Genomic DNA, 24,663 nt, shown 5'->3' with positions numbered 1-24,663 from the left:
GGCCGTTGGGTCATGACTTTGGCATATGCCAGAGGGTCTGCGCCGCAGTTGGGAGGGGTCCGGCGGGTGGAAGAATCTCGCCAAGCCCCTCTCCCTGCACCGGGTTTGCCCGTTATCGTGGTAACGATCCGCCGATCGGATCTCGCGGCACACACAGGCGAGCGAGCGCAGGGGGAACACCGTGGCGCTGATGAACGAGCCGACCGCCCCGTACCACTCGGCCCAGGACGCCCTGCGCGTCCTGGAGACCATAGCCCGCCACTCCGCCGGCGTCACCGACACCGAGCTGGCCCGCCGCACCGGCCTCGGCCCCGAGCGGCTCACCGCCCTGCTGCGCATGCTGCGCCGAGAGGGCTATGTCGAGCAGATCACCGACGGGGCGTACGTCACCGGCGACACCCTGCGCCGCCTCACCTCCGCGCACGACCGGGAGCGGGCGCTGCGCGAGAAGCTCCAGCACACCCTGGACCGGCTGCGCGACTCGGTCGGCGCGGCGGTCTACATGAGCCGGTACGTCGACGGCGAGGTCAAGGTCACCCAGTACGCCGCCGGGCCCGCCACCCCGGCGGTCAACGAGTGGGTCGACTTCCGCTACTCCGCCCACGCCACGGCGGTCGGCAAGAGCCTGCTCACCCAGCTCGACCACAACGCCCGCCGCGACCACCTCTCCCGGCACAAGATGGCCCGGCTCACCTCGCGCACCATCACCAGCGACAGGCTGCTGCTGTCCCGCCTGGAGTCCCAGCCGCCGACCGTGCCGGTCCTGGACCTGCAGGAGTACGCGATCGGCACGGTCTGCGCGGCGGTCCCGATCACGGCGGGCTCCTCGGTGGGCTGCCTGGCGCTGTCGCTTCCCGTGGAGCACGCGCACCGCCTGAAGCAGGCGGCGGACACGCTCAACCGGAACGCGGCACCGGTCCTGCTCTCGCTGGCCCTGTAGCTGGTCACGAGCACCCCTCAGGACCAGGTAGTATTTTCTTCGTCGCCAGCCGCGGAAGACGAAAACCGCGGCGGGTGGGAGTCATGCGCCGCTAGCTCAGTTGGTTAGAGCAGCTGACTCTTAATCAGCGGGTCCGGGGTTCGAGTCCCTGGCGGCGCACATGGACGAAGGGTCCTTCGCGAGAGCGAGGGGCCCTTCGGCGTCTTCGGCGGTCAGCCGCCGGTACGAGGTTTCGCCCGGTGGCCGCCACCACACCGGATCCGGGCACCCGTACCCCTCCCGCCGCAGCAGCGCCCGGTGGATCTTGTTGGTGGCCGTCACCGGCATCCGCTCCACCACCCGCACGAACCGGGGCGCCATCTTCGTCCCCAGATCCGGCTGGGCCGCCAGGAACTCCGTGAAGCCAGCCGGATCGAAGGACCCGGCGATGGTCGCCATCACCTGGTCCCCGGTCACCGGGTCCGGCACCGCATACACGGCGACGGCCACCGCGCCCTCGTACCGGGCGACGATGTTCTCGATCACCGCGGCGGCCAGGTTCTCCCCGTCGACCCGGATCCTGTCGTCGGTACGGCCCGCGAAGTACAGATAGCCGTCGGCGTCCCGGCAGAACAGATCACCGGTCCAGTACGCCCCGCCCCGGCGCCGCTCGGCCTCGGCGGCCGGATTCCTCCAGTAGCCCTCGAAGGGGCTGGGCCCCCGGTTCACCAGCTCGCCTATCGCCTGCTCCCCGTTGCGCAGCCGCCCGGCGGAGTCGAACAGGGCCGGCGGGCACTCGCGCCCGGTGTCCGGGTCGAGCACCGCCAGCCCCGGCCGGGCCGGTCCCACCGCGCCCTTCGGGGTGCCCGGTGCCCACTGGATCGCCGCGCCGCCCTCGGAAGAGCCGTACCCCTCCACCAGCCGGACCCCGAACCGCCGCTCGAAGGCGGCCGCGTCCACCGCGCCGGCCTCCGTGCCGAACCCGAGCCGCAGGGGGTTGTCGCGGTCGTCCGCACGCTCCTCGGTGGCGAGGACGTACTGGATCGCCCGGCCGACATAGGTGAAGTACGTCGCCCCGTACCGGCGCACATCGGCCAGGAACCCGGACGCCGAGAACCGCCGCCGCAGCGCGACCCCCGCCCCCGCCGCCAGCGCGGGCGCCCAGTCGGCGATCACCGCGTTGCCGTGGAACATCGGCATGCAGATGTAGTGCACGTCGTCCGCGCGCACCCCGAACTGCCTCACCAGCGCCTGTCCGGCCGCCGCCAGCCGGCCCTGGGAGCAGAGCGCGGCCTTGGGGGCACCGGTCGAGCCGGAGGTGAAGTACAGCAGCAGCCGGTCGGCGGGTGCGGCGCGGGACGGGTCGGGTACGGCACCGGCGTAGGGCGACAGGAGGGCGGCATACTCCGGGGAGTCCGTGACGAGGAGCCGCAGGCCGGGAAGGCCGAGCCCGGCCAGCAGGGGCAGGTGGGCCCGCTCGGTGACCAGGAGCGGGCACTCGGTGTGCAGGATGTCCCGGGCCAGTTCGGGTCCCCGGCGAGTGGGATTGATCCCGGCGACGGCCGCGCCGGCCAGGGCGGCGGCGCCGAGCCAGAGCGGGAACTCCTCGGTGTTGTCGAGGAGCACGCCGACATGCGGTACGGCGCCCGGGGGCAGCAGGTCGGCCAGCAGTGCCGCCCGTGCCGCGGCGCCGGCGGCCATCTCGTGCTGCGTCAGCGTGCGCCCCTCGCAGCTGAGCCCCGGCCGGTGGTCCCCCCACCGCGCCGCGACCAGCTCGGCGACCGTGCGTGTCATGGACTCCATGGAGCGGCACGGTAACTGACGTAGCGTCAGATGAGGAGGGTCACGGAAACATGCCGGCCGACTCCGAGAACATCGTGTGCGCCATGACCATGAAGCCGACGCAGAAGGTGATGGCCGCGCCGAGGAAGGCCACCCCGAAACCGGTGCCGACGGCCAGCCTGGCGGGCGCCGGCGGGCGGGCGGTGGCCCGCTGGGGCTGCTCGGGCAGATACCGCACGGTGACGTAGTCGCCTTCCACGACGGTCGCCGGGCCGTCCTCCTCCTCGAAGCGGACCGTGCGTCCCTCGCGGGTGGTGAACTCGTAGACGTGGTGCAGGGTCGTCCGCACGGAGGTGTCCCCGTGGCCCCCGCTGGTCGTCGTGTACATCCGCAGACAGCGCCCCTCGGCGGTCAGCCCGTGCGCCCAGGTCCTGCTGATCCGCCGGGCGCGGCGCATCAGCAGAAAGGCGGCGTACCCGAAGCCGGCGATCATGACGGTGGGTACGGCGTAGAAGAAGAGCTCGAACATGAGGTTCCCCCGAGGTCCGGTACGCCGCTCACTCGGTCGGCGTGCGAGGAACGTACCCGGCGGTAGGGGTGGCCGGCCTCAAGGGAACCTCAGTTTCGCTGCTGTGACAGAACGATCCTCAGAAGGTGACGTCCGAGCAGGCGTAGAACGCGTTGCCCGTGTCGGCGATCGTCCACACCGCGAGGATGACGTGGTGCCCGCTCAGCCCGGCCGGCAGGGTGCCGCTGTGGCTGAGGGTGGCCGGCGGGCGCCGGCCGTTGTACGGGACCGTCAGGAACGGGGTGAGGTTGAGGTCCGAGCGGGACAGGGCGTGGTTCTGGTTCCAGCCCTGCTTGGTGACGTAGTACTTGAAGTCGGTCGTGGCGTGCTGGGCGGTGAACTGCCAGCGGAAGGTGTAGGTCTGGCCACCCGTCACCCTGGTGGTGGGCCAGGCCCCGCCGGACGGGGTGGTCGGCGAGCTGAGCTGGGCGAACCGGCTCAGCCCGCCGTTGCAGATCTGGCCGTCGGCGGGCCCCGCGGCCGGGAATCCCTTGGGGCCCTCGACGCTCTGCGGCTCGTACTGGATGTCGCCGCAGCCCGTCACCGTGCCGTTGGCGCAGAGCTTCTGCCTGCTGATCGGGAGGTCGGTATAGCCGTGCCCGCTGGCGCCGCCGGTGGAGAGCGCGAACGCTCCGGCGGTCACCACGCCCAGCACGACCGCGGACAACCTGGTCCTGGTGTGCATACTGCCGCTCCTGGAGAACGTGGGGAGTTCGGTGAGCTGTGCAGGTAGGTCTAGACCAAGTGCCAGGTTATTGCCGCTAGTTGAACATGTCCATACCAATCACGGCCCGTGCCGGAGACCGTGCGGCAGGCCGGGCTACGCCGGCTCCCCGCGCCCCGCGCAGAAGGCGACCGTCAGGTCCCGCACCAGCATCTTCCGCTCGTAGTCGTCGAGTTCGACCAGACCGCGCCCGGTCAGCCGGGTCACGGTGTCCTCCACCGAGTCCACCACCGAGTCGAGCATGCCGGCCCGCTGCCCGGCGTCCAGCCGGGCGATCCAGCGCCGGTGCATCGCGGCGGCGACCTCCGCGGCGTACTCCACCTGGAGCGGCTGCACCGAGAACACCTCCAGGCCGACCGGCTCGGTCTCCTCCGCCACCAGCCGGGTCAGCGCGTCCCCGGCCGCCGTCACCCCGCCGTCCGTTCCGCCCGTCGGCTCCACCGGCACCCGCGCCAGCGCCGCCTCCACGCACTCGCGCAGATACGCCTCGTGGTCCTCGACGCCGAGCGTCGCCCGCGCGGTGTCCCGCATCCGCCACACCACCAGCACCGCCACCCTGAGCGGCACCCCGTCGGGATCCGCCGCCGGCATCGGCTCGCTGCGCCAGTGCCGCAGCCGCACATCGACCCGATGGCGCGGCAGCAGCGGGTTCACCCAGAGCAGCCCGGTGCGCCGTACCGTCCCCCGGTAGCGGCCGAACAGACCGAGCACCCAGGCCCGCCCGGTCCGCCCCCGGGTCAACCCGCCGAAGCCGAAGATCCCGAGCACGCTGGCCCCGGTGTACGCCGCCCACTGGGCCGGACCGAGCCCCGCGCCCAGGGACGCGGGCAGCCGCAGCACCTCCACCGCGGTCGGCGGGAGCAGCCCCGCCCACCAGGAGGTGGCCAGACAGCCGGTGACCCCGCACATCCCGGCCAGCGCCCCGGCCGCCCCCGGCAGCACCCGCGCCGGGCGCTCCACCAGGTCCGGGTCGATCTCCGGCAGCGGCCGGCGGCGCTCCGGCGCCGGGTGTTCTGCGCCCGGCTGCTCGCCGGTGTCCGGCCGGCGGGCCACCACGGCCGGCTTCAGCGGCACCTTCACCGGGTCCAGCGGCTCGGTCTCCTCGCGGTAGAGCAGATGGACGGGGATCTCCGTGGCCGTCCCGTTCTGGGTCAGCCGGTCCGTGCGCTCGCCCGGCTCCAGCCCCTCGGATTCGGGCGGTGTGTGTGATGTGGTCGTACTCATGCGTGTCTCCAGCCTCCGCGCCAGACGCGTGATGAACAGGGGATGGGGTGGATTCGTGATGAACAGGGATCGTGTGCCGGACAGGGATGGTGTGCCGGACAAGGATGGTGTGCTGGACAGGGCCCTTGGGGCCGGGGGCCGGCCGGGTCAGAGCCCCGTCGCGTGGTCGGGGGTCGTCTGCGCGAACAGCCGGCGCCAGGTCTCCGGTCCCGGGTAGCCGTCCGCCGCGCCGCCGCGCCAGCCCTGGGTGCGCTGGAAGGCCTCCACCGCGCGCCGGTCCGCCTCGCCCCAGCGGGGACCGGGACCGGTGGTGTAGAACCTGCCGAACCCTTTCTGCACCAGTCGACGGCCCAGCTGGGTGACGTACGTGTTCTCCGCGCCCGGGCGGAAGTAGCCCCGGCCCGGATAGCCGGGCACCCCGTGCGAGGCCGGGACCCCGCGCGAGACGGGCACCCCGTGCGCGGCGGACCGGCCCTGTCCTGCCGCCGCCGGGGCGATGTTCTTGCCCTTGCCGGAGACCAGCAGTTTCCAGGTGCGGGGGCCGGGCAGCCCGTCGGCGTTCCTGCCGGTCCAGCCCTGGGCCAGTTGGAAAGCCCGGGTGGCCCGCCGGTCCGCCTCCCCCCAGGCCGGGCCGGGGCCCCGGGTGTAGTACCGGGCGCCGCCCCTGGCGATCAGCATCCGGCCGAGCAGGGTGACGTACGTGTTGTGGGCACCCGGGCCGAAGTGGGCGGCGCCCGGATAGGGGACCTTCTTCTTGAGCGCGGCCGGCTGCGCGCCCGCGGTACCGGTGCTCAGGCCCTTGTAGCGGTAGGGAACGTACTTGTCGGCGTGGCTCCAGTAGGGATACGGAGTGGCCTGCCGGCGGGTGCGCGGGGGCGTCTGCTCGTAGACCGTGTAGTAGGTGTGCGTGTAGTCCGTCCAGCCGCCGAAGATCACCACATGAGAGCCTTTCTCGGGGTTGTCGGGATTGTGGTAGAGCAGGATGTCGCCGGGTTCGAGCTGCTCCTTGGTGATCTTCACGCCGAACTGGTCGAGGCTGCCCGTCCACTCGTTGTCCGGCAGGCCCCAGGCCATCGAGACATAGCCCGAGCAGTCCTGCCGGTAGCCGTCGCTCCAGTAGTCGGCCATGCTGTACGGCACCTTTGCGGTCACCCAGGTCTTGGCCCGTTTGATGATCTTGGTCCGGGTGGTGGCGGGGATCGCGGGGGTGCCCGGCTCCGCCGGTTTGCCCTCGGGACCGTGCAGCGGAGCCTTGGTGCCCTGGGGGGTGTCGGGCTCACCGCCGCCGGCGGCGTCGGCGCGCGCGTCGGCGGGGCGGCCGGGGGCGACGGCGGCGGCCGCCGGGCTGACCGCGCCGAGGACGGCGGACGCGGCGGCCACGGCCACGATTCCGCAGGCCGCCGGGCGGGCGCCGGAGCGGCCGGAGAACAGCCCGGGGCCGGCCCGGCGCTCCTGGACGCAGCCGGGGCAGTCGCAGTCGCGGGCGGGGGCGACTTCCTCGAACGCCGGAGCCGTCATGCGATCTACCTCACATTCGGAGGGGCTTTGTCCGTGAGTGTGCACGTTGATCAGTGTTCCAACTCTCCACCGGACCGCCACTTTGACGGTCCGAATGATGTACAAGCCCCTCCCGGCCACCGGCTGATCACCTGGGGGTGGTCATGGGCAGCCCCGAAGGTCAGGTAGAGTTATCTCCGTCAGCAGGCGCCGCTAGCTCAGTTGGTTAGAGCAGCTGACTCTTAATCAGCGGGTCCGGGGTTCGAGTCCCTGGCGGCGCACCGACCGGGAGGCCTCTCGCGAAAGCGGGGGGCCTTTCGCATGTCCGGAAATCACCCTTGTCCGGAACAGGGCCCTCCCCCCGACTGGCCGGATACCCTCTGGCCATGGCAGCCCGGGACCTCCAGGAGCGGATCAAGAAGCTGATCGTCGACCGACGGCTGCCCTCGGGTGCCCCGCTGCCGACCGAGCCCGAGCTGATGGAGTACCTCGGCGCGAGCCGGAACTCCGTGCGCGAGGCCCTGAAGGCGTTGCAGGCGATGGGGATCGTGGAGATCCGGCACGGGTTCGGGACGTACGTCGGCTCGATGTCGTTCGCACCCATGATCGAGGGCCTGGCCTTCCGCACGGTCGCCGGGCACTACCGCGGCGAGGACTCCCTGCTGCAGCTGCTGGAGCTGCGCGAGGCCGTGGAGACCGGGCTGGTCTCGCGGCTCGCCGGGCGGCTGCCCGAGGCGGATCTCGTTGAACTGGACGCCCTCGTGGACCGTATGGAACAGGAGGCCGCCGAGGGGGCGGGCCTCGCCGAGACCGACCGGGCCTTTCACGCCACCCTCTACCGGGGGCTGGACAACGTGTTGCTGAGCGAGGTGCTGGAGGCGTTCTGGGACGCCTTCCACCGGGTGCAGCGGGATCTCGTGGACGTGCCGCAGGACCCCAGGGTCACCTGCCGGCAGCACCGGGAGATCCTGGACGCGGTCCGGTCCGGCGACTCACTGCGGGCGGAGGAGGCCATAAGAGATCACTTCGGCAACATCCGAGTCCGCCTCTCCGCCACCGGCACACCCCGGCCGGCCGAGACCACCGGCGCGCCCCCGCCTCCCGAGCCCCACGCGCGCCACAATGAACGGGTTTGAGCGGTAAACACCGTGTTTCGCGTCTTGCGATCATGCAAAGCGCCGTAGAACCCTTGGTGTCCAAGCTGCTGCCGTTTGGCGGGAGTTGGGGGGAAGCAAACGGTTGCCGGACGGCGGGGAGGGGGCCCCGCCCATGAACCGACGCCGAGGGGGGCATCATGCAACCGGAAGGTCGCCGTCCCGTGTCTATGAGGTGGGGAAGACGTGGGGACTGCGAGCCACCACAGCGACAGAACACGCGGTGACCTGCGTGTGGGGGGAATGACTCATGACGTCGACGCCGAGGGGCGCCGGACAGAGCCACGTTCACGACGATCCGTCACAGACCACACAGCTGAGGGTGATCGGGCACCGGACGGGCCAGTTCCGCCGGATAAAGAAGAGCCTGCCGAGATACGACTACGAGCACTACAGCCGGCTCGCCGGCCCCCTCACCCAGCCCGACCCGGGCAAGCCCTACAAGGTGCAGTACCGGTCCCTGCTCTCGCAGGAGCCGCACCGCATCCGTGCCGCCCTCATGCTGGGCGCCGCCCCGATCCTCTCCCTGGTCCTGCTGTTCTGGCTGCTGCGGCCCGAGCACTGGACCGAACGGGACTATCCCGCCTACGACTTCCTGCCGGCGCTCGATGTCGTCATGCTCGTCTCGATCGGCCTGATCGAGTTCTTCCGCTGCATGAACGTGCTGTCCAACGCGCACGCCACGCTCGTCGCCCGCGACCCGGTCCCGGTGGTCCCGGAGACCGGCACCAGAGTCGCCTTCATCACCACCTTCGTGCCCGGCAAGGAGCCGCTGGAGATGGTGACGAAGACCCTGGAGGCGGCGGTGAAACTGCGTCACCGGGGCCTGCTGCACGTGTGGTTGCTGGACGAGGGCGACGACCCGGCCGTCAAGGAGGTCTGCGCCCGGCTCGGCGTGCACCACTTCACCCGCAAGGGCGTCGAGCGGTGGAACCAGCCCAAGGGCCCGCACCGCGCGAAGACCAAGCACGGCAACTACAACGCCTGGCTGGCGGCGCACGGCGACGACTACGACTTCTTCGCCTCGGTCGACACCGACCATGTGCCGCTGCCCAACTACCTGGAGCGGATGCTCGGTTACTTCCGCGACCCGGACGTCGGCTTCGTCATCGGCCCGCAGGTGTACGGCAACTACGACACCTTCGTCACCAAGGCCGCCGAGTCCCAGCAGTTCCTCTTCCACGCCCTGATCCAGCGCGCCGGCAACCGCTACGGCGCCCCGATGTTCGTGGGCACCTCCAACGCCGTACGCATCAGCGCCATCAAGCAGATCGGCGGCCTGTACGACTCCATCACCGAGGACATGGCGACGGGCTTCGAGATGCACCGCGCCAAGAACCCGGCGACGGGCCGGAAGTGGAAGTCGGTGTACACCCCGGACGTGCTCGCGGTCGGCGAGGGTCCGAACGCCTGGACGGACTTCTTCACCCAGCAGCTGCGCTGGTCCCGGGGCACGTACGAGACGATCCTCAAGCAGTACTGGAAGGGCCTGTTCACGCTGGGACCGGGCAAGCTCTTCAACTACACGATGATGATCATCTTCTATCCGATGTCCGCCCTCAACTGGATCCTCGCGGCGCTGAGTTGCGCGCTGTTCCTGGGCCTGGGCGCTTCAGGCGTGAACATCGACCCGACCGTGTGGCTGATGCTGTACGGCAACGCCTCCGCGCTCCAGATCGGCCTGTACATCTGGAACCGGCGGCACAATGTCTCCCCGCACGAGCCGGAGGGCTCCGGCGGTGTCGCGGGCATGGTGATGTCCGCCCTGTCCGCGCCGATCTACGCGCGCTCCCTCATGGACGCCGTACTGCGCCGCAAGAGCAGGTTCGTGGTCACGCCCAAGGGTGAATCGGCAAGCCCCGACACGTTGTTCGGGACGTTCCGGGTCCACTGGTTCTTCATCCTGGTCTTCGCCGGCTCGCTCGCCGCCGGCTTCGTGTTCGGGCACTCCCACCCCGCGATGATCACCTGGGCGTCCTTCGCCCTGCTGATCACCGCCTCGCCGATCTTCGCCTGGCGGTACACGCTGCGGCAGGAGCGGAAGAAGCCGCAGCCGGCGGCCACGGCGGTCCCCGAACCGCGGGACGCGGTGCCCGCGCCGTACGCGGCCCATCTGCCGCTCAAGCGGCCCACCTTGGCGGCCGGCGAACAGCACGGGGACCGGGGCGCGGACCGGAGCGGGGAGAACGAGCAGACCATGCAGATCGCCCTTGGCGGACTTGGGGGACGTAAGGAATGAAGGACCAGGCCGGCCGCCGTCGCGCCCGCAGGCTTGCGATCGGTACGGCGGTGGTACTCGCGCTGGCCGGGATGAACGGGCCGTGGCTCTATCGCTTCGGCACCGCGCAGTACCACCATTACAAGATCAACAGACCCGAGTACAAGGCCGAGAACGGCCACTGGGACATCATCGAGTTCCCTCCGGAGTACCGCCAGGACACCATCCACGCGGCGCTCCTGCACACCGGCAAGGTGCTGCTGGTGGCCGGCTCGGGCAACAACCAGGACAACTTCGACAAGAAGAAGTTCGACACCCGGATCTGGGACCCGGTCAAGGGCACGATCAAGAAGATCCCCACGCCCAGCGACCTGTTCTGCACCGGTCACACCCAGCTCGCCAACGGCAATCTGCTGATCGCGGGCGGCACCAAGCGGTACGAGAAGCTCAAGGGCGACGTCAAGAAGGCCGGCGGCGTCATGATTCTCTACAACGAGAACCCGGACAAGCCGATCACCCTGCCCGCGGGCACCAAGTTCACCGGCAAGCAGAACGGCAAGACGTTCGTCTCCCAGGACCCGGTGCTGGTCCCGCGCGCCACGAAGGTCTTCGACAGGACCGGCAGGTGGCTGCGGAACAACCCCGGTTACGGCCGTGTCTACGTCGAGGCGCAGCAGGAGGGCAGCCAGTACGAGACCGGCACCCAGGACAACTACCGGATCCAGGGCCTGACCGGCGCCGACGCGCGCAACACCTACGGCATCGCGCAGAAGCTCGCCCTCGACAAGAAGGACTTCGAGGGGATCAAGGACGCCTACGAGTTCGATCCGGTCGCCGAGCGGTACATCAAGGTCGACCCGATGAACGAGGCCCGCTGGTACCCGACGCTCACCACCCTGTCGGACGGCAAGATCCTCAGCGTGTCCGGCCTGGACGACATCGGCCAGCTGGTGCCGGGCAAGAACGAGGTCTTCGACCCGAAGACGAAGAAGTGGACGTACACGAAGACGGTCCGGCAGTTCCCGACGTATCCGGCGCTGTTCCTGATGCAGAACGGGAAGATCTTCTACTCGGGTTCGAACGCGGGCTACGGCCCGGACAACGTCGGCCGGGACCCCGGCATCTGGGACATCGACACCAACAAGTTCACCAAGCTGCCCGGGCTGAGCGACCCGAACATGATGGAGACCTCAGGGACCGTACTGCTGCCTCCGGCACAGAACGAGAAGTTCATGGTGATCGGCGGTGGCGGCGTCGGTGAGTCGAAACTGTCCAGCAAGAAGACCCGGCTGATCGACCTGAAGGCGAAGAACCCGCACTTCGTGGACGGTCCCGAGCTGGAGAAGGGCACGCGCTATCCGCAGTCCTCGATCCTGCCGGACGACACGGTGCTGGTCTCCGGCGGCTCGGAGGACTACCGGGGGCGCGGCGACTCCAACATCCTGCAGGCGCGGCTGTACCACCCCGACAGCAACAGCTTCACCCGGGTCGCCGATCCGCTGGTGGGCCGGAACTACCACTCCGGGTCGATCCTGCTGCCGGACGGGCGGGTGATGTTCTTCGGCTCCGACTCGCTGTACGGCGACAAGGCGAACACCAGGCCGGGGAAGTTCGAGCAGCGGATCGAGATCTACACCCCGCCGTATCTGTACCGGGACTCGCGGCCGACGCTGAGCGGTGGCCCGCAGACGATTGCCCGCGGTGCTTCGGGGACGTTCACGTCGGATCACGCGGCCGGCATCAAGAAGGTGCGGTTGATCCGGCCGAGTGCGTCCACGCATGTGACGGATGTGGATCAGCGGTCGATCGCGTTGGACTTCAAGACGTCCGGGAACAAGATCACGGTGACCGTCCCGAAGAACCGGGACCTGGTCACCTCCGGGTGGTACATGCTGTTCGTGGACGATGACCAGGGGACGCCGAGCAAGGCTCAATGGGTCAGGGTTCCGTAGGGATCACTTGCTGTTCTCGGCCAGGGCGAGTGCATAACTCGCCCACCACTCCCCCGCCTTCGGGCCCCCCTTGCACGTCCCGTCCGACTCCCCGGGCCGCTTGACCCACAGATAGGCGTCCACCAGGGGGTCGGCGGTCTTCGTCGTCGGGGTCTCGCCCAGGGCCCGGCCCGGCGGGTTGCACCAGCGCTGGGCCGGGTCGCCGGACGTGTAGGGGCCGTTGCCGTTGCGGCTCGTGTCGATGACGAAGTGCTTGTTGCCGACCTTCGCCGAGAGCTGCTTGCCGTAGGCGATGGAGTCCTCGGTGGAGTAGAAGTTGGAGACGTTGACGGAGAAGCCGTCGGCCTGGTCGATGCCGGCCCGCTGGAGGGGCTGGAAGATCTGGTCGGGGCGGCCCCAGCCGGCGTTGCCCGCGTCCAGGTAGACCTTGGTGTTCTTCAGCGCCTTGAGCCGGGCGATCGCGCCCTTGAGAAGGTCGTAGCGCTCCTCGTGGAACTGGGCCGGGGTGCAGCCGTCCACGAGGTGGAGTACGGCGTCCGGTTCCAGGATCACCATGGCGGGACGGTCCTCGATGCCCCGGGCCACGGCGTCGATCCAGGCGCGGTAGGCGTTGCCGTCGGCGGCGCCGCCCTGGGAGTACTGGCCGCAGTCGCGGTGCGGGATGTCGTAGAGGACGAGCAGGGCCGTGCGGTCGGACTTCGCGGCGGCCTCGGTGAAGCCGCGCGCCTCCTTCTCCGGGTTCTCCGGACCGATCCACTCCCCCACCGGCTGCTCGGCGATCTTGCGGATCTGCGTGGCCTCGGCCTTCTTGCCGGACTTCTCGTAGGCGGCGAGCTGCCGGGCCGCGGTGCCGTCCGGGTTCACCCAGAACGGATCGGCGGCCTTGGGCTGTTGGGTGATCCGGTCCCCCGGGTCACCGTTCTTGTCCCCGCCGCCGGAGGAGCATCCGGCGAGCAGCAGTGCCGCCCCCAGCACCACCGACGCCGACGCCCGCGCGGAAGAACGGGCCCCCCTGCTGTCGTACATGCGATTCCCCCCTGGGCGCACTGGTCCGGGTGTCCAATCGTGGCATATCCGCCCGGTCCGTCACGAGGTCGCGAGGTCGCACGGCGGGGCGTACGGGTCGGGACGTACGGGGGTCAGCGGGCGGTTCCGGTGAGGTACGCGGAGACCACGACGTTGGCCGTGTAGCTGTGGGTGTCGCGGTCGAACGGGCCGCCGCAGGTGATCAGGCGCAGCTCGGCGCGACCGGGCCGGTGCGGGCCGTAGGCCTGGCGGGCGTCGAAGGCGGCGCGGGGCAGGACGCGTACGTCGTCGATGACGAACTGGGCGACCTTGCCGTCCGAGCGGACCACCCGGACCGTCTCGCCGGGCTTGAGGGTGCTGAGCCGGTAGAAGACCGCGGGCCGGGTCTCCGTGTCGACGTGCCCGACCAGGAGCGCCGCGCCCCTCGCGCCGGGTGCGGTGCCGGCGCCGTACCAGCCGACCACGCCCGGCTGGTCGAACGGGGGCGGGTCGACGGCGCCCCGTGCGTCCAGGCCCCGGCTCACCACCGGTGCCTGGACACCCAGTTGGGGGATGTCGACGCGCTGGGGCACGGCGTCCGCCCCGAGCGGCTGGGCCGGGCTGGGCAGCGGGGTGGACTGGGCGGGTGCGAGGCCGAACAGGTTCCCTGTCGTGGGGCCGTCCGTGGTGTGCGGTACGCCGGTCAGCCCACGCCCCCACAGCCACAGCCCGAACAGCAGCACTGCCCAGGTCAGGCAGGTGATGAGCCGCTCGGTGCCGGTGGTGCGCCCGCGGTCGTCGGACATGGTCCGCGCTCAACGGGTGCCGCGGCCGCGGCGGGTACGCAGCCCGACGGCGACCGCCGCGATCCCTGCGAGGGCCAGACCGGTCACCGCCTGACCGGTGTCGGGGCCGGAGTCGGTGGTGGCCACCGTGGCGAAGTGAGCGGTGCCGCCGCCGCCCGCGGGGACGGGGGCGACGGGCGAGGCGGCGCCACCGAACAGGCGGCCGGGGTCCGGGTACTGTCCGGCTGGCTGGTGGGGCGCCGTCCCCCTGTCGACCACCGTGATCCTGCCGCTGATCACGAAGTCGGCGCAGGTGATCCTGACGTCGTAGACGCCCGCCCTGAGGGAGGAGCGGACGCGGGTCTCGCCGGACAGGGTGCCCTGGTCGCCGGTCAGCCGGGCGTCGGTGACGAACGCGTCCGAGACGGCGGTGCCCTGCGGCCCGGAGCAGCCGCGGACCCGCACGGAGACGTCGGTGCCGGGTCCGGGGGCCGCAGGCGTCACGGAGACCGAGCCTCCGTCGGCCGCGTGGGCCGCCGGGGCGAACGCGGAGACGGCCAGGATTCCGGTACAGAGAGTGAGGCGTAGTGAGCCCATCGTGAACCTCCAGTTACCAGGAGGCTCCCCCGCGCCGGGCGTCTCCGCATCCTCGGGAGGCGCCCGATTGCTCCGAACGGGTGGATGAAGGTTTGGAGACCCGGGTCAGGACCGCTTGGCAGCGGGTCAGACGAGGTCGACCAGGTCCGCGATGGAGTCGACGACCTGCGAGGGTCGGAAGGGGTAGCGGTCGACGTCGTCGGGCTGGGTGACGCCGGACAGCACCAGGAAGGTGCGCATTCCGGCCTCCAGGCCCGCGAGGACGTCGGTGTCCATGCGGTCGCCGATCATCGCGGAGTTCTCGGAGTGGGCCCCGATGGCGTTGAGCCCGGCGCGCATCATCAGCGGGTTGGGCTTGCCCACGAAGTACGGCTTCTTGCCGGTCGCGGCGGTGATCAGGGCGGCGACCGAGCCGGTGGCGGGCAGGTCGCCCTCGGTGGACGGGCCGACGTTGTCCGGGTTGGTGGCGATGAACCGGGCGCCGTCGTTGATCAGCCGCACGGCCTTGGTCAGGGCCTCGAAGGAGTAGGTGCGGGTCTCGCCGAGGATGACGAAGTCGGGGGCGTGGTCGGTCAGGATGTAGCCGATGTCGTGCAGCGCCGTGGTCAGACCGGCCTCGCCGATGACATAGGCGCTGCCGCCGGGCCGCTGGTCGTTCAGGAACTGGGCGGTGGCGAGCGCCGAGGTCCAGATGTTCTCCACCGGCACCTCCAGGCCCATGCGGTTCAGCCGGGCGTGCAGATCGCGGGCGGTGTAGATGGAGTTGTTGGTGAGCACCAGGAAGGGCCGCCCCGACTCGCGCAGCTTCTTCAGGAAGGCGTCGGCGCCGGGGATCGGGACACCCTCGTGGATCAGGACTCCGTCCATGTCGGTGAGCCACGACTCGATCGGCTTGCGGTCTGCCATGTTGTGCGTCTCCTGGCGTGCGTACGGTCAAGAAAGGCGGGGGCGCCGGAACCACGGCGTACCGACGCCCCAAGCCTAATCAGCGTGGCCTGATCTCGACCCGGCCGTACGGCGGCCGATCGGCTCGGCTTCCGGTTGCGGACTTCCGGTCCTCGCCATGAGAACGCTCACCGTTCTCCCGTGAGCAGGGTCGGCAGGTCGGCGACGGAGTCGAGGACGTGCGTGGCGCCGGCGGCACGGAACTCCTCGTCCCCGTGGGCCCCGGTGCGCACGCCGGCGACCAGGCCCGCGCCCGCGCGCACCCCGCTGAGCACGTCGTAGGAGGTGTCCCCGACGACGGCGACCTGGCGTACGTCCTCGGCGGCCTTGGTGCGGAGGAAGGCCGCCAGGACCATGTCCGGGTACGGCCGCCCGCGTCCGCCGGCGTCGGCCGGGCACAGAGTGAGCGGGACGAGGTCCCGCCAGCCGAGGGCGTCGAGGACGGCGTCCTGGGTGACCCGCGCGAAGCCGGTGGTCAGGACGACGGTACGGCCGCTGCCGGCCAGCTCCTCGATGGCCTCCCGCGCTCCCGGCACCGGGGCGATCAGGCCGCCGTCGACCAGATCGCCGTACGCCTTCTCGAAGGCGGTGTTGGCGCGCTGGGCGCGGTCCTCGGCGCCGAACAGGTGCCGGAAGACGGCGATCTTGGACTCGCCCATGGTGGCGCGGACGTGGGCGAGCTGCTCGGCGTGCTCGGCCGAGCCCGGTTCGACGCCGAGCTCGGTGGCCGCCGCCTCGAAGGCGCGCTCGACCAGTCCGCCGTCGGCGACGGTCGTACCCGCCATGTCCAGGACGACGAGACGGATGTCCGGGGGGATGTCGGTCATGGGGGTGCTCACCAGCCCAGTTCGTTCGCCGTGGTCTCGGCGATCGCGGGGGCGCAGGTCATGCCGCGCCCGCCGGGCCCGGTGACCAGCCACACCCCCTCGCGCACCTGCCGGCGGTACACCACCCGGCCGGGTTCGGTGCACTGCGCGTACACACCGGCCCAGCGGCGGCGGATGCGCGGCAGCGGCCGGCCGAGCAGGGACTCGACGACCCCGGTCAGGTGCTCGTAGGGCTCTTCGACGGTGTCGAAGGCGAAGGGATGCTCGTACTCGTGGGTGTCGCCGATGGTCAGGCCGCCGTCGGCGCGCTGCACCATGAGCAGCTGCATCCTGTGCGTGGCCGCGGTCTGCGGCTGCGGCCGGCGGGCGTTGAGCTCGTCCAGCGCCGGGGAGGCGTAGGCCGGGTAGTAACGGAAGCTGTCGGCGTCGGCGACGGAGGTCGGCAGCGGCTCGCCCAGCGGGTCGGTCTGCATCATCTGCAGCCGGACCCGGCGCACGGGGAGGTCCGGCCCCGCGAGTTCGCGGACCAGTCCGCCGAGCCAGGCGCCGGTGCACAGGACGGCCGTGTCGGCGCGGTGCACGTCCCCGTGGTCGTCCCGGACGGTGCCGGCGCCCACGACCTCGCGCACCTCCCGGCCGGGCAGGAAGGTGTAGTTCGGGGACTTCGACAGCTCGGCGCGCAGGGCGAGCTGGGCGGTGCGCGGCTCGACGGCCGCGTCCCGCTCGCAGTGCAGGGCGGCGGTGAAGTCGCCCCGCAGGGCGGGGTTGAGGGCGCGGGCCGCGCTCGGGCTGAGGAGCTTGTAACCGCGGGCTGCGGCGTCCGCGCGGGCCGCGGCGGCCTCGGCGACGGCAAGCTCCAGGGGGCCGCGGACGGGGGTCAGGGACCCGTTCGCCCGGAAGCCCAGCGCCGGCACCCGTGCGCCGATCCCTTCCCACAGCTCCCGCGCCCGCAGCGCGGTCTCCAGCTCTTCTCCGGCGGCGCGGCCACTGACCCAGATCTGCCCGAAGTTGCGCAGCGATGCGCCGCGCGCCTCGGCCTCGCGCTCGATCTGGACGACCTGGTGGCCGCGCTGCACCGCATGCCAGGCGTGCATGGTGCCCACCACACCTGCTCCGACGACTGTCACTTTCACGACGGCGACGCTCCTCGGGATCGGGCAACCGGAGACATCCGGCTGACAACGAGAGCGTGAACCACGCATCGCATTTGGGCTAGACCCGTTATCTTTCCGTGATATCGATGTGGTCGCCGATGGGTGGGTTCCTCAGCCTTTGAGATGCGTCGTGAAGGAGAACCGGTCCCCCCGGTACAGCGAGCGCACGCGCTCCAGGGGCCGGCCGTCGGTGTCCCGGGAGACGCGGTGGATCAGCAGCATCGGCAGGGCGGGCGGGGTGCCGATGAGCAGGGCCTCGCGGGGCGTGGCCAGCACGGTCTCGATGCGCTCGTCGGCGTCGCCGAAGGAGATGCCCTGGCTGGTGAGATACCCGTAGAAGGAGGAGTCGGGGTCGAAGTCGCTGTCCAGCCGGGGCACCCGCTCGACGGCGACGTACGTGCTCTCCAGGCCGACCCGCTCCTCGTCGGCGAGCAGCAGGCGCTCCAGGTGCCAGACGGGTTCGCCCCGGGTGAGCCCGGTCTCGGCGGCGAGGGCGTCCGGGCAGGGGAAGCGGTCCAGGGTGACGAGCGCACGACCGGGCGTACGGCCCTGCCGGCGCACACCCTCGGTGTAGCTCGCGAGCGACAGCGGCTGGGCGAGCTTGGGTCCGGCGACGACGGTTCCCCGCCCCTTCCGCCGCAGCCGCCCTTCCAGCACCAGCTCCCGTACGGCCTGCCGTACGGTCTCCCGGGCGACGTCGTAGCGCTCGGCGAGGTCCCGCTCGGTGGGGATGACGCCGTCCTCCCCCAGCTCCTCCAGCAGCGCGGCGATCCGTGCCTTCACCGCGTAGTACTTGGGGATACGCCCGTGCTCGGGGATGCCGGAGCGGACGGGGGCGCCGGGGGCCTGGTCGTTCGGGTAGTCCACGCAGTGATCGTCGCAGACGGGAAGGGTGTGCCCGCGGTACGGCCCCCCGGCTCAGCGGCGTCTGCGGGCCAGCAGCAACGCGCCGCCGGCCACCCCGAGGAGCGCGGCGGTGGCCGCGAGCACCCCGTGGGCGAGGCGGGACCCGGTCCGCGCCAGCTCACTCGCGTCCTCCCCGCCGTCCTCCGCCACGGCGGCGTACGGCAGGTCGGGGTCGGCGGTGGGAGCGACTGGGGTTTCGGTGCCGTTGCCGTTGCCGGGTGTGGCCCGCGGGCTGCCGGACGCGCTGGGTGCCACCCCGCCGCCGTCCTGGGTGGCGTCCGGAGCCGGGTCCTGCGTGGGGTCCGGAGCCGGCGACACGTACTCCCCGATCCCGAACCGGTAGGCGTTGGACTCGCCGACCCAGTCCCCGTCGTCGCCCCGGCGCTGGACGACGGCGGCGTTGGCGGTGACCTGGTCGGAGGCGGTGCCGGAAGGGAACACGAGTCTGAGCTTGACACTGACGGTCCTGCCGGGCGGTACGGCGAACCCGTTGAACCCGGCGCCGTCCAGCACGCCGACCAGCTCCTGCTCGTCGGTGCTCTCGAACGTCACCGGCCGGGCCTTGGGGCCGTCGTAGAACTCCAGCTTCGGCTGGTCCGGCCTCAGCTCGTGCTTGTCGTCGACGAGGACGATCACCGGGTGGACGCCGGAGCAGCTGTGGCTGGTGGTGTTGGTGAGGTCGATGTACCAGGTGCCGTATCCGCCGCCCGCCTCGTAGGAGGGCGGGCCGCCCCGGATCCGGGCGGCGAGCGGAAAGGCCCGCGGATCGCCGCCGACGCAGGCCGGGGGCGGGTCGGCGAGGGCGGCGGCGGGCGCCGCGGGGCCGACCACCCAGGCGGAGGCGGAGGCCGCGGCCGCGGTGAGGCAGAGGGACAGAGGTGTGAATGGTCGCATAAACACATGACCATGCCGGTCAGATGGACACACCTACGGCCGCCACACCGGTACGGGCCGCGAAGTCCGCTCGATCGGCGGGGTAACACTTGAACGGGCCTGCGTACCCTGCCCGACAGCACTGAGGAGCATGCAGCATGAAGATCGCGACGTCCCAGAAGATCACCACGTTCCTGATGTTCGAGGGCAACGCCGAGGACGCGATGACCTTCTACACCTCGCTCTTCGACGACGCCGAGGTCGTCAACGTCAGCCGCTACGGGGCCGACGGCGCCGGCAAGGAGGGGAGCGTGCAGCACGCCACGTTCTCGCTCGCCGGTCAGCAGTTCATGTGCATCGACAGCCCCGCACACCACGACTTCACCTTCACGCCCGCGATCTCCCTGTTCGTGCAGTGTGAGAACGAGGCCGAGATCGACCGGCTCCACGCCGCCCTCACCGAACAGGGCACGGAACTCATGCCTCTGGGCAACTACGGTTTCAGCGCCAAGTTCGCCTGGCTCAACGACCGCTTCGGCGTGTCCTGGCAACTGAACCTGCCGGCATGACCTGAGTTCCCCGCGCACCTTCAGGGCGCTCCGGCCACAGCACAGCGCAGCGCCCCGTCACACATCCCCCCGCCCGAACACCGGCGCCAACAGCAACTGTGCGGCCCCCTCGGCCACCACCCGCTCCCCCCGCGGAGCGACCCGTACGGAACTCCCACGCACCCCCTCCCGCCGAGCCCGGGCATCGAGCACCTCCCCGACTCCCCGCACAAAACCCTCCGGCGCCCCCGCGATCGTCCGCCCTCCGAGCAGCACCACATCGATGTCCAACAGCCCGACCAGATTCGCCGCCGCCACCCCGAGCACACGCGCCGCCTCCCCGGCCTCCCCGCGCCCCACCGCCGCCAGGCACAGCGCCTCCACGCACCCCCGGTTCCCGCACTCGCACAGCGGCCCGTCCAACTGGATCACCTGGTGCCCGAACTCCCCGGCCCCGGTCCGCGCCCCCCGATGCACACGCCCACCGATCACCAACCCGGCCCCGAGCCCCGTACCGAGATGCAGATACGCGAAGGAGCCGGCCTCACCCCCCTCACCCCCGACCGACAACCCGAGCGCCGCCGCATTGGTGTCCTTGTCCACCACCACCGGCACCCCCAACCGCTCCCCGAGCGCGTCCCGCAAGGGAAACCCGTCCCACTCGGGAAAGCCGGTCACCCGGTGCAGCACCCCCCGCGCATGATCGAGCGGCCCTGGAAGCGCCACCCCCACCCCGAGCAGCGACCCGGCCCCGGCCGACCCCTCCCCGGCCGATCCTTCCCCGGTCGGCCCTTCCTCGCCCGGCCCTCCCTCGCCCGGAAACGCGCCCAGCACCTCCCGCACCACCCCCGTCACCGCATCCCCGACGACCGCCAGCACAGCCTCCGCCCCGGCCCCCAGATCCAGCTCGGCCCGCCGCTCCCCGACCACGGCCCCGTCCAGATCGACCAGCACCACCCGCAACTCGTCCCGGTCCAGATGCACCCCCACCGCATGCCCCGCCTCCGGCACCAGCCGCAGCACGGTCCGCGGCTTGCCCCCCGTCGACGCCCGCCGCCCGGCCTCCGCCGCGAAGCCCTCCTCCCGCAGCCGCGCGGTGATCTTGCTGACGGCCTGCGGGGTCAGCCCGGTCCGCTCGGCCAGTTCGAGCCGGCTGATCCCCTCCGCCCCGGCGTCCCGCAGCAGCCCCAGCACCAGCGCCGTGTTGTGCGACCGCACCGCGACGAGGTTCGCCCCCACCGGACCGCCGCCGCCCGCCGACACACCGCTCGCCGTCCTCGTCCTGTTCACGCCACCCATTGTCCCCACCACTTGCACTTTGGCAACAGCGTTGCGAAAGTAGCTCCATGGGATCCATGACAGGGCGCACGACCGCCACCCCCCTCCGCGTCGGCCTGATCGGCTACGGCCTCGCCGGCTCCGTCTTCCACGCCCCGCTGATCGCCGCCACCGAGGGCCTCGCCCTGGACACCGTGGTCACCTCCAACCCGGAGCGGCAGCAGCAGGCCCGCGCCGAGTTCCCGGACGTGACGCTCGCCGCCGGCCCCGAGGAGCTGTTCGACCGTGCGGACGAGCTGGACCTGGTCGTCATCGCCTCCCCGAACAAGACGCACGTCCCGCTCGCCTCCGCCGCCCTGAAGGCGGGCCTGCCGGTCGTCGTCGACAAGCCGGTGGCCGGCACCGCGGCCGAGGCCCGCGACCTCGCCGCCCTCGCCGAGGAGCGCGGCCTGCTCCTGTCCGTCTTCCAGAACCGCCGCTGGGACAACGACTTCCTGACGCTCCGCAAGCTGATCAGCCAGGGCGACCTGGGTGACGTATGGCGCTTCGAGTCCCGCTTCGAGCGCTGGCGCCCCCTGCCCAAGGGCGGCTGGCGCGAGTCCGGCGACCCGGCAGAGATCGGAGGTCTGCTCTACGACCTCGGCAGCCATGTCGTCGACCAGGCCCTGGTCCTCTTCGGCCCGGTCACCGAGGTGTACGCCGAGACGGACATCCGCCGTCCCGGCGCCGAGACCGACGACGACACCTTCATCGCGCTCACGCACGCGAGCGGCGTCCGCTCCCACCTCCACGTCTCCGCGACCGCCGCCCAGCTCGGCCCCCGCTTCCGGGTGCTGGGCTCGCAGGCGGGCTATGTGAAGTACGGCCTCGACCCGCAGGAGGCGGCCCTGCGCGAGGGCCTGCGCCCAGGCCCCCAGTGGGGTGCGGAACCGGAGTCCCTGTACGGCCGTATCGGCGCCGGAGAGTCCCCGCTGACCGGCGGCGGCACCCCCGTACCGACGCTCCCCGGCGACTACCCCGCCTACTACACGGCCGTCGCCCGCGCCCTGACCGGCGTCGGCCCCAACCCGGTGACCGCCCTGGAGGCGGCCGCCGCCCTCGACGTACTGGAAGCGGCCCGCAAGTCGGCCACGGACAAGGTGACGGTGACCCTCTGATGCCACACCAGCAGCAACACCCGCAGCACCACCCGCAGATCACGCCCAGGACCACCCCCGAACTCACGCCGTCGGTGGAGGAGTTGGAGGCGCAGGAACGCCGCCTGGTCTTCCCGCAGTTCAGCTACGACGACGCCTGGGCCCTCGGCTCCCTGCTGGTCGAACTGGCCCGGGAGCGCCAGGCCCCGGTCGCCATCGACATCCACCGCGCCGGCCAGCAGCTCTTCCACGCGGCCCTGCCGGGCTCCACCCCCGACAACGACTCCTGGATCGCCCGCAAGCGCCGGGTCGTGGAGCGCTACGGCGCCTCCTCCTACCTGGTCGGCGCCCGCTTCCGCGCCAAGGGCACGACGTTCGAGGACTCCTCCCGCCTCGACCCCGACACCTACGCGGCCCACGGCGGCTCGTTCCCGATCAACGTCGAGAACGTGGGCGTCATCGGCGCGGTGACCGTCTCCGGCCTGCCCCAGCTCCAGGACCACAGGTTCGTGGTGGAGGCGCTGGAACAGTTCCTGAAGGTGTGACACCCACCGGGATTACGTGAGCGATCCCTCCGGTTGGGAATGGCTGCAGACGTGATGATCACGGCCCTACCCGGAGGGACAGCCCCATGAGCACCGTGAGCACCTTGAAGGACAGGATCGGCCGGTACGGCATCTGGAGCGTCGGCCTGCGCACGGAGGATCCCTCCCGGCGCGGCGAACTGGGCGAGGCAGCGGCCGAGTTGGAGGCGCTCGGTTTCGGCGCCGCCTGGCTGGGCGGCAGCAGCGCCGCCCCGCACGCCGTACCCCTCCTGGAGGCGACCGACCGGCTCACCGTCGGCACCAGCATCCAGAGCATCTGGCAGTACGACGCCGAGTCGAGCGCCGCGGCCTTCACCGAGGTGGACTCGGCCCACCCCGGCCGCTTCGTGCTCGGCCTCGGCGTGAGCCACGCCAAGCTCGCCGACCAGTACCGCCGGCCGTACTCGGCCCTCGTCGCCTATCTCGACGCCCTGGACAGGGGCGGGGTGCCCGCCGACCGACGGGTGCTGGCCGCCCTCGGCCCGAAGACCCTGGAGCTGGCCCGCGACCGGGCGGCGGGCGCGGTGCCGTACCTGGTCACGCCCGAGCACACCGCGCGCGCCCGCGAGATCCTCGGCGCCGGCCCGCTGCTCGCCCCGGAGCTGAAGGTGGTCCTGGAGACCGACCCGTCCCGCGCCCGCTCCCTCGCCCGCGACACCCTGGCGATGTACCTCGCGCTGCCGAACTACACCAACAACTTCCTCCGGCACGGCTTTTCCGAGGACGACCTGACCGGTGGCGGCAGCGACCGCCTGGTCGACGCGGTCTTCGACTGGGGCGACGACAGCCGCATCCGGGAACGGATCCACACCTTCCACGAGGCGGGCGCGGACCACGTGGCCCTCCAGGTGGTGGCAGGCGGCGACAGGGACACCCTCCCGAGGGAACAATGGCGCCGCCTGGCTTCTCTGCTGGGGTGAGCTCAGGCGCCCCAAAGGGGCGCGAGGAACTGCGCGAAAAACCACGGACGACCCGCACCCGCCGAACTCGCGCAGTCCTCACCCCCTTAGGCGTCCTTGAGCTCCTGCCGCTGCCGCCCGAGCCCAGGAATCTCCAGCTCGACCACGTCCCCGGCCCGCAGATAGGGCTTCGGCTCGGGCCGCCCCATGGCCACCCCCGCCGGCGTCCCCGTGTTGATGACGTCCCCGGGATACAGCGTCATGAACTGGCTGACATACCGCACGACCTCTGCCACGGGAAAGATCTGCTCGGCCGTCGTACCGTCCTGCTTCAACTCCCCGTTGACCCACAGTTTCAGCGACAGGTCCTGCGGGTCGGCGACCTCGTCGGCCGTCACCAGCCACGGCCCCAGCGGATTGAACGTCTCGCAGTTCTTGCCCTTGTCCCAGGTGCCACCGCGCTCGATCTGGAACTCCCGCTCGGACACGTCATGGGCCACCGCGTACCCCGCGACGTGCGCGAGCGCCTCCTCGGCCGACGACAGATAACGGGCCGTACGTCCGATGACGACGGCCAGCTCCACCTCCCAGTCGGTCTTGGCCGATCCCCTCGGGACGAGCACCGTGTCGTTCGGTCCGACCACCGTGTCCGGCGCCTTGAAGAAGACCACCGGTTCGGCGGGCGGTTCGGCGCCGGTCTCGCGGGCGTGGTCGTGGTAGTTGAGCCCGATGCACACGATCTTCCCGATGCGGCCGAGCGGCGGCCCGATGCGGAGCCCCGTCGCGTCCAGCGCGGGCAGCTCACCGGATGCGGCCACCGCCCGTATCCGGTCGAGCGCGGCCTCGTCGGCGAGCAGCGCGCCGTCGATGTCGTCCACGATGCCCGACAGGTCCCGCAGGGTCCCCTCGGCGTCGAGCAGCGCGGGCCGCTCGGCCCCTGCCGTACCGACTCGCAGCAGCTTCATGGTCACAATCTCCCTCGATCGCGGACGCCCGGACCGATGGGTGCAGCCATCGGAGGACTGGTCGATCCTCCGATCGGGCGGTCCAGTCCGCAAGACCTTGTTCACGTACTGGACCGTAACCGT

General features: G+C 71.2%; 22 protein-coding genes, 2 tRNA genes and 1 pseudogene. 10 read left to right on the top strand and 15 right to left on the bottom strand.

The features are described 5' to 3' along the window. Nucleotides 1-181 precede the first annotated feature (181 nt). Nucleotides 182-940, top strand: coding sequence for an IclR family transcriptional regulator (locus ACZ418_RS00890; RefSeq protein ID WP_468354879.1), 759 nt, complete (start codon nt 182-184; stop codon nt 938-940). 85 nt (nt 941-1,025) lie between these two features. Next, nucleotides 1,026-1,099 (top strand) — tRNA-Lys (locus ACZ418_RS00885). Here ACZ418_RS00885 and ACZ418_RS00880 read toward each other — a convergent pair. From ACZ418_RS00880 to ACZ418_RS00860, 5 genes and pseudogenes are all read right to left on the bottom strand, one after another. Beyond that, nucleotides 1,065-2,722, bottom strand: a pseudogene (locus ACZ418_RS00880) (AMP-binding protein). The gene ACZ418_RS00885 and the pseudogene ACZ418_RS00880 overlap by 35 nt on opposite strands. Before the next feature lie 40 nt (nt 2,723-2,762). Beyond that, nucleotides 2,763-3,230, bottom strand: coding sequence for a DUF3592 domain-containing protein (locus tag ACZ418_RS00875; RefSeq protein ID WP_468354876.1), 468 nt, complete (start codon nt 3,228-3,230; stop codon nt 2,763-2,765). A 118-nt stretch (nt 3,231-3,348) separates the two neighbouring features. Then, nucleotides 3,349-3,954 (bottom strand): lytic polysaccharide monooxygenase auxiliary activity family 9 protein, encoded by a 606-nt coding sequence (locus tag ACZ418_RS00870; protein WP_468354873.1) that lies wholly within the window; start codon nt 3,952-3,954, stop codon nt 3,349-3,351. A 135-nt stretch (nt 3,955-4,089) separates the two neighbouring features. Continuing rightward, nucleotides 4,090-5,217 carry an SPFH domain-containing protein gene (locus ACZ418_RS00865; RefSeq protein WP_468354870.1) on the bottom strand — a complete coding sequence of 376 codons (1,128 nt, stop codon included), beginning with the start codon at nt 5,215-5,217 and terminating at the stop codon, nt 4,090-4,092. Nucleotides 5,218-5,364: 147 nt separating this feature from the next. After that, on the bottom strand, nt 5,365-6,735 hold the full coding sequence (locus tag ACZ418_RS00860; protein ID WP_468354867.1) for a peptidoglycan-binding protein: 1,371 nt from the start codon (nt 6,733-6,735) through the stop codon (nt 5,365-5,367). A gap of 186 nt (nt 6,736-6,921) precedes the next feature. On the opposite strand from ACZ418_RS00860, the gene ACZ418_RS00855 reads away from it, so the two are divergent. The 4 genes from ACZ418_RS00855 (at nt 6,922) to glxA (ending at nt 12,038) form a co-directional block, all read left to right on the top strand. After that, nucleotides 6,922-6,995: transfer RNA gene (locus ACZ418_RS00855), tRNA-Lys, on the top strand. A 105-nt stretch (nt 6,996-7,100) separates the two neighbouring features. Further along, on the top strand, nt 7,101-7,850 hold the full coding sequence (locus ACZ418_RS00850) for a FadR/GntR family transcriptional regulator (protein WP_468354864.1): 750 nt from the start codon (nt 7,101-7,103) through the stop codon (nt 7,848-7,850). A gap of 268 nt (nt 7,851-8,118) precedes the next feature. After that, a complete protein-coding gene (locus ACZ418_RS00845; RefSeq protein WP_468354861.1) occupies nt 8,119-10,107 on the top strand; it encodes a glycosyltransferase family 2 protein in 1,989 nt (662 codons plus the stop codon). Continuing rightward, nucleotides 10,104-12,038, top strand: coding sequence for a radical copper oxidase GlxA (gene glxA, locus ACZ418_RS00840; RefSeq protein WP_468354858.1), 1,935 nt, complete (start codon nt 10,104-10,106; stop codon nt 12,036-12,038). The genes ACZ418_RS00845 and glxA overlap by 4 nt, the downstream gene beginning before the upstream one ends. Nucleotides 12,039-12,041: 3 nt before the next feature. Here glxA and ACZ418_RS00835 read toward each other — a convergent pair whose 3' ends face one another. The 8 genes from ACZ418_RS00835 to ACZ418_RS00800 all read right to left on the bottom strand — a co-directional run bounded on the left by ACZ418_RS00835 (nt 12,042) and on the right by ACZ418_RS00800 (nt 19,151). Beyond that, entirely contained in the window at nt 12,042-13,064 is a 1,023-nt protein-coding gene (locus ACZ418_RS00835) for a glycoside hydrolase family 6 protein (protein WP_468354855.1), read from the bottom strand. Between the two features lie 113 nt (nt 13,065-13,177). Then, on the bottom strand, nt 13,178-13,849 hold the full coding sequence (locus ACZ418_RS00830) for a class F sortase (protein WP_468354852.1): 672 nt from the start codon (nt 13,847-13,849) through the stop codon (nt 13,178-13,180). 9 nt (nt 13,850-13,858) lie between these two features. Then, complete coding sequence (locus ACZ418_RS00825; RefSeq protein ID WP_468354849.1) at nt 13,859-14,425, bottom strand: hypothetical protein; 567 nt, start codon at nt 14,423-14,425, stop codon at nt 13,859-13,861. Nucleotides 14,426-14,551: 126 nt separating this feature from the next. Further along, a complete protein-coding gene (locus ACZ418_RS00820; RefSeq protein WP_468354846.1) occupies nt 14,552-15,331 on the bottom strand; it encodes an HAD-IIA family hydrolase in 780 nt (259 codons plus the stop codon). Nucleotides 15,332-15,498: 167 nt separating this feature from the next. Then, complete coding sequence (locus ACZ418_RS00815; protein ID WP_468354843.1) at nt 15,499-16,197, bottom strand: phosphonatase-like hydrolase; 699 nt, start codon at nt 16,195-16,197, stop codon at nt 15,499-15,501. A gap of 8 nt (nt 16,198-16,205) precedes the next feature. Then, complete coding sequence (locus tag ACZ418_RS00810) at nt 16,206-17,330, bottom strand: TIGR03364 family FAD-dependent oxidoreductase (protein WP_468354840.1); 1,125 nt, start codon at nt 17,328-17,330, stop codon at nt 16,206-16,208. Between the two features lie 132 nt (nt 17,331-17,462). Then, nucleotides 17,463-18,218 carry a GntR family transcriptional regulator gene (locus ACZ418_RS00805; protein WP_468354837.1) on the bottom strand — a complete coding sequence of 252 codons (756 nt, stop codon included), beginning with the start codon at nt 18,216-18,218 and terminating at the stop codon, nt 17,463-17,465. A 51-nt stretch (nt 18,219-18,269) separates the two neighbouring features. Continuing rightward, nucleotides 18,270-19,151 (bottom strand): hypothetical protein, encoded by an 882-nt coding sequence (locus ACZ418_RS00800; protein ID WP_468354834.1) that lies wholly within the window; start codon nt 19,149-19,151, stop codon nt 18,270-18,272. Between the two features lie 137 nt (nt 19,152-19,288). Here ACZ418_RS00800 and ACZ418_RS00795 point away from each other — a divergent pair, with 137 nt between their 5' ends. Then, a complete protein-coding gene (locus ACZ418_RS00795) occupies nt 19,289-19,699 on the top strand; it encodes a VOC family protein (protein WP_468354831.1) in 411 nt (136 codons plus the stop codon). A gap of 57 nt (nt 19,700-19,756) precedes the next feature. On the opposite strand, the gene ACZ418_RS00790 is transcribed toward ACZ418_RS00795, so the two are convergent. Further along, nucleotides 19,757-20,977, bottom strand: coding sequence for an ROK family transcriptional regulator (locus tag ACZ418_RS00790; protein ID WP_468354827.1), 1,221 nt, complete (start codon nt 20,975-20,977; stop codon nt 19,757-19,759). Nucleotides 20,978-21,033: 56 nt separating this feature from the next. Here ACZ418_RS00790 and ACZ418_RS00785 point away from each other — a divergent pair, with 56 nt between their 5' ends. The 3 genes from ACZ418_RS00785 (at nt 21,034) to ACZ418_RS00775 (ending at nt 23,596) form a co-directional block, all read left to right on the top strand. Further along, entirely contained in the window at nt 21,034-22,113 is a 1,080-nt protein-coding gene (locus ACZ418_RS00785; RefSeq protein WP_468354824.1) for a Gfo/Idh/MocA family protein, read from the top strand. After that, on the top strand, nt 22,113-22,637 hold the full coding sequence (locus ACZ418_RS00780; RefSeq protein ID WP_468354821.1) for a heme-degrading domain-containing protein: 525 nt from the start codon (nt 22,113-22,115) through the stop codon (nt 22,635-22,637). The genes ACZ418_RS00785 and ACZ418_RS00780 overlap by 1 nt, the downstream gene beginning before the upstream one ends. An 86-nt stretch (nt 22,638-22,723) precedes the next feature. Then, nucleotides 22,724-23,596, top strand: a complete 873-nt coding sequence (locus ACZ418_RS00775; protein WP_468354819.1) for an LLM class F420-dependent oxidoreductase — start codon at nt 22,724-22,726, stop codon at nt 23,594-23,596. Nucleotides 23,597-23,682: 86 nt separating this feature from the next. Here ACZ418_RS00775 and ACZ418_RS00770 read toward each other — a convergent pair whose 3' ends face one another. After that, nucleotides 23,683-24,540, bottom strand: coding sequence for a fumarylacetoacetate hydrolase family protein (locus tag ACZ418_RS00770; protein WP_468354815.1), 858 nt, complete (start codon nt 24,538-24,540; stop codon nt 23,683-23,685). Nucleotides 24,541-24,663 lie beyond the last annotated feature (123 nt).

Source organism: Streptomyces sp. NPDC030820 (assembly GCF_055572075.1).
This window is presented reverse-complemented; position numbering and strand designations above follow the sequence as displayed.